15 protein-coding genes are annotated in these 14,085 nt (G+C 44.7%); 7 read left to right on the forward strand and 8 right to left on the reverse strand.

The window, feature by feature from the left end:
• Window positions 1-151 precede the first annotated feature (151 nt).
• Both L5L91_RS11755 and L5L91_RS11760 read left to right on the forward strand, forming a co-directional pair.
• Window positions 152-1,024 carry a DMT family transporter gene (locus L5L91_RS11755; RefSeq protein WP_105250143.1) on the forward strand — a complete coding sequence of 291 codons (873 nt, stop codon included), beginning with the start codon at window positions 152-154 and terminating at the stop codon, window positions 1,022-1,024.
• Window positions 1,025-1,184: 160 nt separating this feature from the next.
• Window positions 1,185-2,705, forward strand: coding sequence for an EAL domain-containing protein (locus tag L5L91_RS11760; RefSeq protein WP_173246690.1), 1,521 nt, complete (start codon window positions 1,185-1,187; stop codon window positions 2,703-2,705).
• A gap of 89 nt (window positions 2,706-2,794) precedes the next feature.
• Here the strand turns inward: L5L91_RS11760 and L5L91_RS11765 are convergent, their stop codons facing one another.
• From L5L91_RS11765 to L5L91_RS11780, 4 genes are all read right to left on the reverse strand, one after another.
• Entirely contained in the window at window positions 2,795-4,108 is a 1,314-nt protein-coding gene (locus L5L91_RS11765) for an ammonium transporter (RefSeq protein ID WP_263236631.1), read from the reverse strand.
• A complete protein-coding gene (locus L5L91_RS11770) occupies window positions 4,105-4,443 on the reverse strand; it encodes a P-II family nitrogen regulator (protein WP_263236633.1) in 339 nt (112 codons plus the stop codon). The genes L5L91_RS11765 and L5L91_RS11770 overlap by 4 nt, the downstream gene beginning before the upstream one ends.
• A gap of 350 nt (window positions 4,444-4,793) precedes the next feature.
• A complete protein-coding gene (locus tag L5L91_RS11775) occupies window positions 4,794-5,750 on the reverse strand; it encodes a ketopantoate reductase family protein (RefSeq protein ID WP_263236635.1) in 957 nt (318 codons plus the stop codon).
• A 50-nt stretch (window positions 5,751-5,800) separates the two neighbouring features.
• On the reverse strand, window positions 5,801-6,163 hold the full coding sequence (locus L5L91_RS11780; RefSeq protein ID WP_105250138.1) for a VanZ family protein: 363 nt from the start codon (window positions 6,161-6,163) through the stop codon (window positions 5,801-5,803).
• 155 nt (window positions 6,164-6,318) lie between these two features.
• Between L5L91_RS11780 and L5L91_RS11785 the strand changes: the two genes are divergently transcribed.
• A complete protein-coding gene (locus L5L91_RS11785; RefSeq protein ID WP_006080274.1) occupies window positions 6,319-6,804 on the forward strand; it encodes a YajQ family cyclic di-GMP-binding protein in 486 nt (161 codons plus the stop codon).
• 123 nt (window positions 6,805-6,927) lie between these two features.
• On the opposite strand, the gene L5L91_RS11790 is transcribed toward L5L91_RS11785, so the two are convergent.
• The 4 genes from L5L91_RS11790 to L5L91_RS11805 form a co-directional block, all read right to left on the reverse strand.
• On the reverse strand, window positions 6,928-8,343 hold the full coding sequence (locus L5L91_RS11790) for an AmpG family muropeptide MFS transporter (protein WP_131523725.1): 1,416 nt from the start codon (window positions 8,341-8,343) through the stop codon (window positions 6,928-6,930).
• A gap of 284 nt (window positions 8,344-8,627) precedes the next feature.
• Window positions 8,628-8,948, reverse strand: a complete 321-nt coding sequence (locus L5L91_RS11795; RefSeq protein WP_028761869.1) for a hypothetical protein — start codon at window positions 8,946-8,948, stop codon at window positions 8,628-8,630.
• 73 nt (window positions 8,949-9,021) lie between these two features.
• On the reverse strand, window positions 9,022-9,606 hold the full coding sequence (locus L5L91_RS11800) for a peptidylprolyl isomerase (protein WP_028761870.1): 585 nt from the start codon (window positions 9,604-9,606) through the stop codon (window positions 9,022-9,024).
• 29 nt (window positions 9,607-9,635) lie between these two features.
• A complete protein-coding gene (locus L5L91_RS11805; RefSeq protein WP_105250136.1) occupies window positions 9,636-10,202 on the reverse strand; it encodes a YajG family lipoprotein in 567 nt (188 codons plus the stop codon).
• A gap of 227 nt (window positions 10,203-10,429) precedes the next feature.
• On the opposite strand from L5L91_RS11805, the gene L5L91_RS11810 reads away from it, so the two are divergent.
• From L5L91_RS11810 to L5L91_RS11825, 4 genes are all read left to right on the forward strand, one after another.
• Complete coding sequence (locus L5L91_RS11810; protein ID WP_372833719.1) at window positions 10,430-10,954, forward strand: porin family protein; 525 nt, start codon at window positions 10,430-10,432, stop codon at window positions 10,952-10,954.
• 215 nt (window positions 10,955-11,169) lie between these two features.
• A complete protein-coding gene (locus L5L91_RS11815) occupies window positions 11,170-12,201 on the forward strand; it encodes a DUF2804 domain-containing protein (RefSeq protein WP_263163834.1) in 1,032 nt (343 codons plus the stop codon).
• 131 nt (window positions 12,202-12,332) lie between these two features.
• Window positions 12,333-13,199, forward strand: coding sequence for a sterol desaturase family protein (locus L5L91_RS11820; RefSeq protein WP_263163832.1), 867 nt, complete (start codon window positions 12,333-12,335; stop codon window positions 13,197-13,199).
• A 169-nt stretch (window positions 13,200-13,368) separates the two neighbouring features.
• On the forward strand, window positions 13,369-13,992 hold the full coding sequence (locus L5L91_RS11825; protein WP_131523720.1) for a hypothetical protein: 624 nt from the start codon (window positions 13,369-13,371) through the stop codon (window positions 13,990-13,992).
• Window positions 13,993-14,085 lie beyond the last annotated feature (93 nt).

Consider the following 14,085-nt stretch of genomic DNA (forward strand, 5'->3'; position numbering starts at 1 on the left):
CAAAGCCTCGACTCGTTCGGGGCTTTTGTTTTTCAGTCGAGGAATGTGATTGGTATAGCCCCGTAGCTATCTGAAACATTAATGTTTTATGATGGGCTTTGCCTAACAATCTTGTTTTTATAGCCGACCAGATTCTTTACGGAATACCTTTATGTGGATCTTACTCACTTTGCTGGCGGCATTTATGCAGGCTTGGCGTAATGCGTTTCAAAGCCAGCTGAGTAAAGAAGTGAGTGTTGCGGGCGTGACCTTAGCGCGTTTTATTTGGGCTGGGCCGATTGCCGCCGTGTATTTGGCGAGCTTATATCTTTGGCAGGATGTCGGAATCCCCGATTTTAGCGACCGTTTTATCGGTTTTATTCTCGGAGCATCGGCGATGCAAATTCTCGCGACGGGCTTGATGGTGAAACTGTTCAAGCAACAGAACTTTGCCGTTGGTGCTGGGCTAGCCAAGAGTGAAGCTGTGGTCGCGGCGATCTTAGGCACAGTGTTTTTTGGGACGCATTTATCCCTTTTAGGTTGGTCGGGAGTGTTGTTGGGTGGTGTGGCAATTTTTCTCATGAGTGCCAAACAAGGCCTGCGAAGTCTGTCGCTCAATACGGTATTGATTGGTTTAGCCTGTGGTACTTCGTTTGCGCTGACATCGCTTTGGGTACGAGAAGCGAGTTTATGTTTGAATATTGGTTTCCCCCATAGCGCAGCTTGGGTGTTGCTATTTGTGATAGGCCTACAAACTTTGCTGTTAGTCAGTTATTTGTTGCTTAAGGATAAATTTACGCTGATAGCATTATGGCAACGACCTAAGTTGACTTTACTGACAAGCATCGCCAGTTGTTTAGGTTCTATCGGTTGGTTTAGTGCTATGTCGTTGCAGGCTGTGCCCTATGTTAAAACCTTAGGTCAAGTTGAAGTTTTCTTTATGATCTTGATTGCCACCTTTTGGCTGAAGGAAAAAGTAAAGATAAAAGATATGCTAGGGTTAGTCTTAATCGCTATCGCCGCCATTTTGGTGATGTGGGAATAGACTAAATTAATAGAAGGTATGCTGGTTTTTTAGACTAAAATAGAACTCGATTCAGTGTGTTTATATCAAGCAAACATTCGCTGAGATACAAATATACACACGTCTTGCTCCATAGATTTTGATACCATTTTTAACCGAGCGCAGTGCGAGTTAAGGATATATGCGAAAAAAGTTAGCAAAATTAAATCTGCCATTATGGCAATGGCTGGCAGTCATATTGTTTCCAATTGGAATTGCTGCTGTCGCAAGTTATCTCTCTGCACAGTATTTTGTTGAAGATAAAGTCAAAGGTGTGGGGGCTATTTATGTGAGTCATATTGATACTTTGGTGTCCCATGCTAATGAAATCAGCCATTATGCATTGGCATTGAAGGATTCTGAGTGTCAAGAGTTATACAACTATATGTTGTTCCAACCCTACTTTCGCTCGGCTTTAATATATGATTCACAACATGTTTATTGCTCTTCTAAAACCGGTGATATTGATACTCCCCTGAGCATTGTTAGTGCTACCGAAAATCTTGAAATATCTAACCAGTTTATTATTACGGGCACGCCTTTTATGCCTGAGGTGCCCGCGATAGTGTCATCTAAATGGGACCCTAAATCTAAACACGGCGCTGCTGTCATTATTGAAGGACAATATTTATTAGATTCCTTTGTACAGCCCGATGTGTTTCCTAGCGCAGTTATCAATGTCGCTTTATCCATCAATGGTAAAACGATTCCTGAATCACTCGAGTTTATCAAAAATGAGGTAATGACTTTAGATTCTGAGGATCATCGTTTTTCGGTGTTACTAGAAATGTCACCTGCTTTTTTTAGGCATTTTTTTTGGATATTTTTTGCCATCTCATTACCCTTTAGCATTATTTTGATTACGGGTTCTATCTTGTTTGTGCTCTATTCACGGTTATCTCGTCACTCCCTTGCTGATGATATTCGTAGCGGGATAGAGAACGAAGAGTTCTTTTTGGTTTATCAACCTGTGATCTGTGCTGAGGACGGCAAGGCCAAAGGAGTCGAGGCATTAGTGCGTTGGCAGCACCCACAAATGGGCTTAGTGCGGCCTGATTTGTTTATTCCTATCGCCGAAGAGAGCAAGCTGATTGTTCCATTGACCAATTATATCTTCGAAAAGGCATTAAAAGATTTTGCTAATATGAAGGTTGAATCGGGCTTTAGAGTCGCGTTCAACGTGGCGCCAGAGCATTTTACCCAAGATGATATCGAGTCGAAATTTATTCATCTGCGGGATTCTTTGGATCGTATTGGCGTTAAGCCTTTAATCGAAATCACCGAACGGCAATTATTAACGCCGGATATTTGCCAGCGCATTGAAAGCTTACGCCAGTTGGGGATTTTAGTGGCTATCGATGACTTTGGTACTGGGCAAACAACCTTATCTTTGTTACAAACCATGCCATTGGATTACTTGAAAATCGACAAATGCTTCATCGATACCATAGGGCAGGACTCTGTGACTTCCCACGTGCTCGATACCATTATCGAGCTCTCCCACAAGATGAATTATGTGGTGGTGGCTGAAGGGGTTGAAACCCAGGAGCAGGCGGACTATTTGACCAGTCGCCAAGTCCATTTTTTACAAGGTTATCTCTTTGCTAAGCCGATGAAGCTGGCGGATTTAAAGTTATGGTTAGTCGAACATTTCAAAAAGTAGCATCATGATGTAAGTCAGCCATCAGGGCGCCTTGGTGCCCTTATGGCTATTGAACTGTCTTAACTAAAGGTTCTGGCTCGAGGTTCTGATTAAAGGCTATAACCCGTTTCTTCGTGTTCCGATAAATCTAAGCCGTTAACTTCTTGTTCTGTGCTGACGCGAAGGCCGCCAAGTAGCTTACGGATGATCACAAACAGCAACCAAGTGACCACCGCAGTATAAGTGAATGTCGCTGCAACCCCGATAATCTGTACCCCAAGTTGGTCTATCATAGTGTTGTTCATAGTCGCAAAACCGTAGCCGCTAAAAACGCCTAATTGGGTCGAGCTAAAGACTCCTGCCAAAAGAGTACCAAGAATACCGCCGACACCGTGCACGGGGAAAACGTCTAAGGAGTCATCGATTTTAAGTTTCTGTTTGATATAAACCGTTGAGTAAAAACACACGATTCCACCGAGTAAACCTATGACTAAGGCGCCTGCTGGGCCAACATAACCAGAGGCGGGAGTGATAGTGCCTAAGCCCGCTACCATGCCTGTGACTATGCCAAGGGCGCTGGGTTTACCAAACTTAATCCACTCAATTGCCGCCCATGTCATCGCGCCCATAGAAGCGGCGAGATGAGTGGCTAGAATCGCCATGGCTGCGGTGCCATTAGCGCCGAGCGCACTGCCACCGTTAAAACCGAACCAACCCACCCACAGCATGCCCGCACCTGTGACAGTCATCGTCAGGTTGTGCGGCATAATCGCCGAGTTTAAAAATCCTTTGCGTGGACCTAGCACTTTAGCGGCCACGAGCGCAGCAACCCCTGCGGTGATATGCACCACGGTTCCGCCCGCGAAATCATACAGTCCTAGCTGTGCTAACCAGCCACCGCCCCAAACCCAGTGGGTGATCGGCGCATAAACCAGTAATAACCAAGCACCTGAAAAGATAAGCACAGCTGAAAACTTCATTCGCTCGGCAAAACCACCGATGATTAAGGCTGGCGTTATGATGGCAAAGGTCATTTGAAATAGCATAAACAGCGGCTCGGGAATATCCCCGCTAAGACTATCGCGACCAATACCTGACAGTAGTGCTTTGTCTAAGCCACCGATGAAACTGTTACCTGTGTCGAATGCGAGTGAATAACCTAGCCCGAACCATAAAACTGACACTAGGGCGGCAATAGAGAAGCATTGCATCAATATTGAAAGCACATTTTTACTGCGAACTAAACCGCCGTAAAACAACGCTAATCCTGGCAGGGTCATCAATAACACTAATGCGGATGAGCTTAAGATCCACGCCGTATTTGCAGCGCTAAATTGACCATCATCGGCGACGGCATTCGTCGCCAATATACTGAATAATATCAATAGGTATTTAATACTGAGTCTGAAGCTCACTAGCATCATAGGGCATCAACTCCTTCTTCCGAAGTGCGAATGCGCACCACTTGTTCTAACGAAGTCACAAAGATTTTGCCATCACCCACTTTGCCCGTATGGGCTGCAGCAATAATGGCATCAATAACGGCATCTTCTTGATCGGAATGAATGGCAACTTCGAGTTTAATCTTAGGTAAAAAGTCCACTGCATATTCAGCACCACGATACAATTCCGTATGGCCCTTTTGGCGGCCAAAACCGCGTACTTCAGTGACTGTCATGCCATGGACGCTGAGCAGGGTTAAAGCTTCACGTACATCGTCTAATTTGAATGGTTTAATGATTGCGGTGACCAGTTTCAATTTTCTCTCCAACAAGCTGCAGACTCAATTTATTGGAATAAAGCAGGAATTAGGCCATATAGATAAAGCATTTATTATCATTGCGTTAACATTAAGACGCACCGAAATAGCTTAAAATTTTGGTGCAAAACAGTGCAAAGCAAAGTTAATCTGCCCTGATTTGGTGCGTATTGTTGGTGCAAGGTAAATTTGCTTGACTAGCATGAGTGCAGCAAAAGCCGAGTGAGTATGGCGCTAGGGTAATTCGCGTTTTAATGTGGTAAATAAAAAGTGAGGATTCAGCAAAAAATTAAAAATTATTTAAATTAAACATACTGTTATATTTAGTTTTGTTATGTGAGTTTTCTTGCTTAAGCTTCTAGCTGTTTGATGCGCGCCCAGAGGTCAGCATTAACTGGCGCACTTAAACCGTGCGCTCGTGCACGCTCACAGATATAACCATTAATTTGGTCTATTTCAGTTCGTCTTTGGTGTGCAATATCTTGGTGCATCGATGAGAAATTCCCCGCAGTGAGGCGGATCACCTGATAGACCCTGTCGTGTAACAATTGTTTATCGAGAGGCACGCCCTCGAGTGTGGCAACCGTGACTAACTCGTCGAGAATGCCTTTAATCATGTCACTAAAATCTGGCTCGGCGAGTGTGCCATTAGGACATTGATATAGTGCTGTAAGCGGATTAATCGCGGCATTAACGGCGAGTTTCTGCCATAGACAAGGCACAATGGCATCCACCCATTCACTGTTGGGGATAGCCGCCAGTAAAGCATTGCGATAATGCTCAGTGAGCTCTGTACCTGCAAAATGCCCAAATTGAGTTAGCCCTTGTCCAGTTTGCCTAATTTGCCAACTGGCTTGACGTAACACCCCTTGGGAAGTTGTCCCTAGGCTTAGCCCTCTGTCATCAGCTTGCGCATCAATTAGCGGCGCTAGGGCTAAATGAGGTCCCATTCCATTGTGTAACAACAAAATGTGGCATTGTCTGGGCAGTTGGTTAAGTAAGGGCAAAAGTGCATCGAGCACTTGATAGGCTTTGACGCAGACAATCACGAGGCGGATATTAACGAGCGCATTGGCCGCTAAGATAGGCACAGAATACTGGAGTGCTTGTGTTTTATGTTGATTATCATTGGCCAGCGCTAATGGAGTGACGCTAAGTGTCTGCTGTATAGATGCAATTGAATCGCGGCCGATAAGACCAACACTCATGCCCGCTGTAGTCAGTTGGTGGCAAATAAGCTGCCCAACGGCACCAGCACCTAAAATCGCAATATCCACCACGCGATTTATGTTCACAGCATGAGTCATATCTGTAGCCTTAAGGTATCGGTCATCAGTACCAGTTTGAAGCGCCTGAGTTAATCTTCTCGCAATTGCGCTGCGCGGAAGTATTTGCCATAGGCCCAATTGCAAAAGTAAAACAGTGCAATACCCGAAAAGTCGGCAATAACATCACCCACAGAAGCGCTACGGTAGGGCAAACGTGATTGCACCAACTCAATTAAAATGGCGTAGCTTGCCAGTGTGAGAGATAACCAATACCACTTAGGTTTGAAAGCAAGATAGGTGAGATAGGAGAGGCAAAAAAAGCTCCCAAGATGGCCTACCTTGTCGATATTCGGAATACTTTGCGAATAGGTTGGTCTGGAAAATACCAGATAACTGATCACGACAAAGGCTACGGCTAAAGCCAGCTTAAATAGGGTATTTTTAGTTATCACAAATATGTTTGTATTAGCTTAGAGTGGGGCAATGATAGGAAAATGTGTGGCTAAAGTCACCCATGATTACGCTTTTATTCTAGGCTTTACCTTCAACTTAGGCTTGTGTGTGGGTAAACTAGCTGCATATTAATTTGATATGGGACATAAAAACTATGCCTTCAATGGATATTGTGTCAGAAGTGAATGAAGTTGAACTGCGTAATGCGGTTGATAATACTAAGCGTGAGCTGGCGACACGTTTCGATTTTCGCGGTAAAACGGCTGACGTGGAATATAAGGATCATGTGGTCACGTTAACCGCTGAAGATGACTTCCAATGCCAACAATTAGTGGACATTTTACGTATGCAACTGAGCAAACGTAATGTGGATCCGTCTTCGATGGAAGTCGATGAGAAAGCCATCCACAGCGGTAAAACCTTCTCCCTAAAAGTGAAGTTTAAAGAAGGTATAGAAACCTTAATTGCTAAAAAACTGGTCAAGCTAATTAAAGACAGCAAACTTAAAGTACAAGCGTCTATTCAGGGCGAGAAAGTACGAGTTACAGGTAAAAAACGTGACGATTTACAAGCTGTCATGGCGTTGGCACGTGAGTCTGAGTTAGGCCAGCCTTTCCAATTTGATAACTTTAAAGATTAATCGAGCAGAATTGGTTTAACGTGATGCAGTATCGCGTTTGCCATTTCGTCTTTAAATATAAAAAAGCCCTCACACTAAGGTGTGAGGGCTTTTTTATATTGATGACATAAGTGCTATGAGACCTTAATCCGAGTTTGTTGGTGCACTTTTTGACGAATCATCCATTAATGATGTGCTTGGATGCGGGGCATACTTGTTGACTAAGACAACCAAAAACAACACTGGAAAGCCAATAACACTGGCAGCGACAAAGAAGTTCACATAGCCAAATGCGTCGACATAAGCGCCCGAGAAGCCCGCGATAAATTTAGGGAAAAGCAACATAATCGAAGACAGTAAGGCATATTGCGTTGCACTGTAGCCGTTGCTAGTGAGACTCGAGAGATAGGCAATAAATGCCGCCGTGGCTATCCCAGCGCTGAAGTTATCCACGGAAATAGCAAAGGTTAAAAAGGGCACGTTGTAGCCAATCACTGCCTGCCACGCGAATAGCAGATTGGTTACGGCAACCAGTAAGGCACCGAGGAAAAGGATTTTCATAGTTCCGAAGCGAGCTAACAGAACGCCGCCAAAGGCTGCGCCGACTAAGGTCATGATCAGGCCATAGATTTTACTTAAATAGGCAATTTCTTCCTTAGTGAATCCCATGTCCACATAAAAGACGTTCGCCATAATCCCCATCACAATATCCGAGATCCGGTAGCAAGAAATCAGTAATAAGATGAGGATAGCGCTGCGGCCATAGCGTTTGAAAAAGTCGATAAAGGGTAAAATACTGGCCGTATATACCCAAGATATGCCCGCTGCGATAATTCTAGGATAACGTGCACTTAAGCGTTGTTTTAGCGCTAATTCAGTGGCATCGGCGGCGCGGGTATCGACTTCGGGTTCGCGGCTAAAAAGCGTGGTCAAAATCCCAACAGACATCAATCCTGCCATAATCAGGTAAGAAGTTTGCCATGCCACTAAGTTGTATGCCGTGTTACCGGGTTCAACCCAAGCCGCTATGGTGAGTGCGCCTGCGGTGGCGATAATCATGGCGCTGCGATAGCCCACTTGATAGGCCGCTGCTAGTGCGGCTTGCATCTTTTCTGGGGCTGATTCAATCCGAAAGGCATCAATAACAATATCTTGGGTGGCTGAGGCAAAGGCGACCATTAATGCGAACAGTGCCAAGCGCTCGAGATCTTTGAGAGGGTCACTAAAAGACATGCCTAAGATGGCACCAACCAATAACAACTGAGCGAACAGCATCCAGCTACGGCGGCGGCCTAGAAATCGAGTTAGCAGCGGCAATGAAAGCCGATCGACTAAGGGTGACCAAGCCCATTTAAACGCATAGGCTAAGGCTATCCAGCTGAAATAACCGATTGAAGTGCGATCAACACCAGCTTCACGCAACCAAAAGGATAACGTTGAAAATACCAGCATTAATGGTAGACCAGCAGAAAAACCCAGTAATAACAGGATCAAAACCCGCTTGTGATAATAGACACTGAGGGCATCGAGTGTACGTTGAATAAAACCTGTTGCGGACATAGGCATGAGTCTAAGTGTTTAATCCGCTTAGCTTACGGGTAAGGTGCCATAGGGTTCAAGGGCTAATGGTATTCCTTTTACTTTGGAGTCCCGTTTAGCACTATAAGATGGTTGAATATGGCTCGAGAGTTAACTGCTTGTAGCTAAAAGTTTACCGCTTATCTTTATCGCTAGCATAGATCTTGATAGTAAGGAGAGCGTAATAATGTACACACGAGGAATTGGTTTACGAAATAAAAAAGGCCCTATTACAGGGCCATTTTTTATCGATAGGAATGCTGAACTTAAGGTCTTATCCCGATGCATCCCTGCGGCACTCGGCCTCCTAAACTCAGGTAGTCACAGCAATCATTTACTTGCTTACGCAGATATTGATTACCGCGGATCACACAGTCAGGCCACCTGTTAAAGCTGTGGAGCAAGTGCCAAAACACTTTTTCAGTTTCAGTTTGCGCTTCGCCAGTCGAATTCAGTTGCTGCCATTCTTCTAACGTGTCCCATAAGTAAAGTTGCACTTCATGGAAGTCGAGTTCTTCACTCAAAAACGCTTTTCCATAGAAGGCGAGTTGGGGCGCTTTATTATCGATGAACTCAGTTGCCGTCATCGTTTGCCTCCTTTCTGTTTACTATCACAGTATAGATGCAAAATTAGCGCTTTTGCTCGAAATTATATTTTGATTACTGTTTTGGTAATAATTTGGCTTTTTTCAATATGATAGGGGTAACAGGAACATCGGGCCAATTGAGCTTAGTGTTAGTTCCTGTCTCAACGACAGCCATAGCTTCGAGGACGGTTTTACCTTCAATCACTTCACCAAATACGGCATAACCCCAACGACGTTTAGAGGGATCGAGTTTAGTGTTGTCGGCTACGTTAAAGTAGAACTGACGAGTGGCTGAGTGCGGCTCGTTTTCACGTGCCATGGCGATAGTGCCCATGCTATTTGTTAGGCCATTTCCTGATTCGTTGACTATCGGCTTACCCTCGGGGAGCTCTTCATACTTGGGGGTGAGTCCGCCGCCTTGCACCACAAAGTCACTGATCACGCGGTGAAATATTGTGTTGTCGTATTCGCCTTTAACGACATGAGTTAAAAAGTTATCGACAGTGATTGGTGCACGAGTTCTATCTAGCTCGACCACGATTTTGCCTAAGCTAGTATCAAATTCGACTCTGGGATACAAGGTATCGGCCTGAATGTCGAGTGCGAGGCTATGATGACTCATAAAGATGAGTAAGAGGGCTGATATCCAACGGAGCATATTGATTTCCTTATAATAAACTGACGCTGTTATTTTTGTAGAAACTGATTAAGCTCAGGATCGTTTAGAATCTCGCCGGTAAGTTGGCCGAGCAATTTGTTCATATCCAGTTCTAAGGTTGCAAAATCGGGCGTTAAAGGACCTTTTAAAGTGCCTTTGGCTTTATAGCGTTTAACCAGCTCTTGGGTGGAGTTTTTGGCTTGAACTGCGATTAACACACTGTGTTTTGCCTCATAGCCAAAGGTCTTTTTAGTGATATCCATTTGCAATTCTTCTAATTGAATTTGCACTGAATTAGTTGCGCTTGGGTCGATTTGGTAGCCCGCTTGAGCAAAACCTGCGCGGAATACTTCATCGAGTAACAGTTTAGGCGGTTCGCTCGGGCCAACTAAACGTGTTTTTGTCCCTTCTTCAATAAAACGAGCAACATAATCGACTGTGCGTGTATCTACCGTTTCAAGAGCGATAGGTACAAGTTGCGCCGTTTGTTGGCTGATATTGGGCACTTGAGGGCTGAAAGCCATATGAGTCGGATTTTGGCTGGCACAGCCCGCGAACAGCAGGGGGAAAGTCAAGGTCAGTAATAGCCGTTTCATGGGATCTCTCGTACAAGTAAAAGTGGCTACAGCATACCAGAAATCACTTTTGATGCCACAGAACACCGTGATTCAGTTGAGGTACAGCTTTTATTGCTAATATCTTGTGCTCATTATTCACATCCGTGTTTTCTGTGCATTCACATCATTTATTCGCATAGTTACAAGGCATGGAAGGCAGGTTAAATATGGAAAAAATATCATTCACTTCGTTATTTGTTGGCCTGATGCTGGCGTCAGGCATGATGAGCTCCAATGCGCTCGCGGGCGATTCTGCCCATATACTGGGTGGTAGTTTAGGTTACGGTACCCAAGAGTTTGAAACTAAGAACGGTAAATATGATGCGGGTGACACCTTAACCAGCGACTTATATTACCGCTATATGCTCAACGAGCATTTTGGGTTTGAGGCGGGTTATTTAGCGGGTTCAGGTGGAGTGGCGAGTGCGCTTGTTAGCGTCATCAGTGAGATAAAAGATTTACGTTACCAAGGTGTTAGAACCGCCGCTTACGGTGAGTATGCTTTGTCTCGTGGTAACAGCCTGTATGCCAAATTAGGCGCTGCTTATACTCAAGTCAGCTATGAGATAGATAAACAGGATATGGACTCGGATGATGTCGGTTTTTATGGCGCCGCAGGCTGGCAATATCGATTTAAGTCAGGATTTGGTTTGAATTTGGAATACCAATATATCCCGATGAAAGAGCTTGAATTACAGGGGATCAACTTTGGTATTAGTTACCGATTCTAATCTCTCCTTATCCAACGATTAAAGCGCCTTTAGGCGCTTTAATCGTTTTACAAACAAGGAATTTAAAACATTAAACCGAATATTGACTGGCAACAAAATAACAACATTTTGTCCTTGCACTCTTTTAATGCAATGGGGGACAGGTTAGAGTAAAAATTCGATGTTTAGAATGAGAGAGCATAGATGCTCCCGCGTCTTTTTTGTAAGGCTTAGCCATGTTAACGATAGCAACGCAAATCGCCCCAGATAGCCTGATCAATTCGAAGGGGTTACCCCATTTTGGTCATTTCGATGGCATAGTCAAAACCCTAGGTTTAGCGGACTTTACCTATTTTGATACCATGGATAAACCTGCTTCAGCGTGGGCTAAGCATTTCGATTATAAACAATTTCAGTTTGTCTCTTTGGTCACGCCGCGTTATGTCCTAGGCATCGCGCTTGCCGATATTGCCTACGTCGGCAGTGCTTTTTGTTATTTATACGATATAAAAACCAACACACTCACCCAGCTTGATTGGTTAAAACCTTTGAGGTTTGGCTATCAGATGACGCCATCGCCCGCCGAGGGGCGAAGTAGTATTGGCCGTAAAGGGGCGCAGTTAAGCTTTGAAATTGTAGAGGGCGGTTGGCGGTTAATCATTGATACTAAAAACATTCAAGCCGATGTAACTTTACACTCAGCCCCCTTAAGTTTGCCTATGGCTATGTGTAGTCCTACTGGATACAACGGCTGGACTTACACACAAAAGCATAATGGTTTGACCGTTAAAGGTAGTTTGACTGTGGGTCATGAGCCGCAGCCGCTGAATCAAGCTTTAGCAGGCTATGACTTTTCGGCGGGTTACATGCGCCGTGATACCAGTTGGCGCTGGGCGTCAATTAACGCGCGGATCCATGAGGGCATTATGGGACTTAATTTAGCGGCGGGTGTCAATGAAACTGGGGCTACTGAAAATGTCTTTTGGATTAATGGTGAACGTCATTTACTCGGGCCAGTGCAATTTGAGTTTGATCGCCATGCCACGCTCGGCGCCGAGGTTTGGCGAGTCTACAGTCAAAATGGCCAAGTGGATTTGCAGTTTGCGGCGCGCAATTGTCGCAGTGAAAAGCGTAATTTGCTCTTGCTTAAGAGTAATTTTCGCCAATTCATCGGTCATTTCAGCGGCATGATTACCGATAATCAAGGACACAGTTACCAGATAAATAATGTTCTGGGGCTCGCCGAAGATCACTATGCCCGCTGGTAGCTAACGGCGACTAACGGATCGCAGCTGCCTGCGTTGTGGCGTTGAATGCGGTTTATAGAATGCAGTCAGAATTTTTATAAAAGTAACAATAAAAATAACCATAAAATAAAAATAGAACAGGATGATCTTATATGGATATCGCCTCGCTGATCCAGCACCCAGAATTGTTACTGCTGGTGCTCGCACCTTTGTTTTTCGTGTGTATTTTGCTGGAATGGTACTTTGGCGATAAAAGACAAAGGCTACCGTTAAGTGCACGTTATCGCGGCCAAGAAGTGCTGTGTAATTTCAGCCTCGCGGCCATGCATCAAGGTGCTGATTTACTCACTGGTTTGTTGATCGCTAAGCTGTATTTGGCGATTTTTGGTTGGAAGTTACTCGATATTGAAATGGGCCCATTGAGCTTTATTGCTTTGATGGTCGCGCAGGACTTTTGTTATTACTGGTTCCACAGGGCGAGCCACAGAGTCCGCTGGATGTGGGCGGCTCACGTGGTGCACCATAGCTCTGAGAATATGAATTTTAGCACTGCGTTTCGTCAGAGTTTAATGTATCCCTTTGCAGGCATGTGGGTATTTTGGTTACCGCTGGTGGTCATAGGTTTCGATCCAAACTGGGTGGTGTTTGTGGTATTACTCAATCTGGGATTGCAATTTTTTGTGCATACCCAAGCGATTAAATCACTCGGACCGCTGGAATGGGTCTTCAATACTCCATCACATCACAGGGTGCATCACGGTCGTAATCCCCAATATATAGATAAAAACTATGCGGGTGTGCTGATTATTTGGGACAAGCTGTTTGGTACTTTTGAGCCCGAGGTAGATACTGTGATTTACGGCATAACTAAGCCAGTGAATAGTTTTAATCCCTTTAAAGTGACTTTTAGTGAATGGCGAGACATGTTTGCAGAGGTCACAGCGACAGGGTTGAGTGTTAAACAACGACTGCGTATCTTGTTTGCTCCACCTTCCAGCAGTTTAAAAAGCGAGGAATAACAATCCACTGCATTTTCCAAGTTAAATAGCGCAAATGGCTAATAGAGTCTTGAATTTAGCCTTGCTAGCCTATATTCCGTTTTTTGCCACTGTTTTGGTGTAAAAATGTACAATCCCATACTTTGGTGGTACTTTTTGGGGTAAGGAATTTAACTCGGGAGGACTTATCATGATGGATGAACCTCGATTATCCGCGGAGGAGCTTGCTTGTTTTAGCGAACTTTTTTCGCCGACTCGTGTGGGCACTGCCTTGACTAACGATCCCCTGATCAATCATGTGCTCACAGTCACAACTGAAGTGCCGCAAGTTATCGCCTCGATTCTCGGTAAGGCAAAACTCACTCTATTGGCCGAAGTCGGGCCCTATAAACTCTGGTTTCCGCTACTGATGAAAGTGGATGACTTTGGTCAGTTTCAACCCACTTTAGGTGTACCTGAAGTGCTAGATGCCTCGGGAGTGGAGCGCAGTTGGCGGTTAACTCAAGCCGATGATGTGTGGATATTCGACCACGATCAAGGTGAGCAATGGTCTGTTGCCTCGCTATCTAGTTCTGGCATGGCCATTCGTGCTAAATCACAGCAGCAATTTAAACAATTGTTAGGCAGTAAAGATCTGCAATTACAATTGCCCAATGGCGAGACTATGCGCGTCGATATCGAGCCTATTCGTAGCGAGAAAGGTCTGGCTTTCGTTAAGTTTCAGGCCGAAACCGAAGAGCGTGAAGCGTTACGTCAATTCTTATTTAGTCGTCACCGTAGCCAGCACGCTCAGCTCTACCGTGACTTACGTTAGGACCTGCATTGCGACAGTTTTCGGCCTTGTGTTAGTTGACCTGTTATCTAAAAATCTCAGTTCTGCAGCTCAAATGTGAAATCTACGGATTTA

This window comes from Shewanella sp. SM55 (assembly GCF_025654025.1).
Classification (GTDB): Bacteria; Pseudomonadota; Gammaproteobacteria; order Enterobacterales; family Shewanellaceae; genus Shewanella; species Shewanella oncorhynchi.

Excerpts from the sequence above, each read along its gene's own strand:
- L5L91_RS11815 (WP_263163834.1), top strand. The coding sequence starts at position 11,170 with ATGTTAACGATAGCAACGCAAATCGCCCCAGATAGCCTGATCAATTCG.
- L5L91_RS11775 (WP_263236635.1), bottom strand. The coding sequence starts at position 5,750 with ATGACTCATGCTGTGAACATAAATCGCGTGGTGGATATTGCGATTTTA.
- L5L91_RS11805 (WP_105250136.1), bottom strand. The coding sequence starts at position 10,202 with ATGAAACGGCTATTACTGACCTTGACTTTCCCCCTGCTGTTCGCGGGC.
- L5L91_RS11790 (WP_131523725.1), bottom strand. The coding sequence starts at position 8,343 with ATGTCCGCAACAGGTTTTATTCAACGTACACTCGATGCCCTCAGTGTC.
- L5L91_RS11765 (WP_263236631.1), bottom strand. The coding sequence starts at position 4,108 with ATGATGCTAGTGAGCTTCAGACTCAGTATTAAATACCTATTGATATTA.
- L5L91_RS11810 (WP_372833719.1), top strand. The coding sequence starts at position 10,430 with ATGCTGGCGTCAGGCATGATGAGCTCCAATGCGCTCGCGGGCGATTCT.
- L5L91_RS11820 (WP_263163832.1), top strand. The coding sequence starts at position 12,333 with ATGGATATCGCCTCGCTGATCCAGCACCCAGAATTGTTACTGCTGGTG.
- L5L91_RS11800 (WP_028761870.1), bottom strand. The coding sequence starts at position 9,606 with ATGCTCCGTTGGATATCAGCCCTCTTACTCATCTTTATGAGTCATCAT.
- L5L91_RS11785 (WP_006080274.1), top strand. The coding sequence starts at position 6,319 with ATGCCTTCAATGGATATTGTGTCAGAAGTGAATGAAGTTGAACTGCGT.
- L5L91_RS11755 (WP_105250143.1), top strand. The coding sequence starts at position 152 with ATGTGGATCTTACTCACTTTGCTGGCGGCATTTATGCAGGCTTGGCGT.
- L5L91_RS11825 (WP_131523720.1), top strand. The coding sequence starts at position 13,369 with ATGATGGATGAACCTCGATTATCCGCGGAGGAGCTTGCTTGTTTTAGC.
- L5L91_RS11795 (WP_028761869.1), bottom strand. The coding sequence starts at position 8,948 with ATGACGGCAACTGAGTTCATCGATAATAAAGCGCCCCAACTCGCCTTC.
- L5L91_RS11760 (WP_173246690.1), top strand. The coding sequence starts at position 1,185 with ATGCGAAAAAAGTTAGCAAAATTAAATCTGCCATTATGGCAATGGCTG.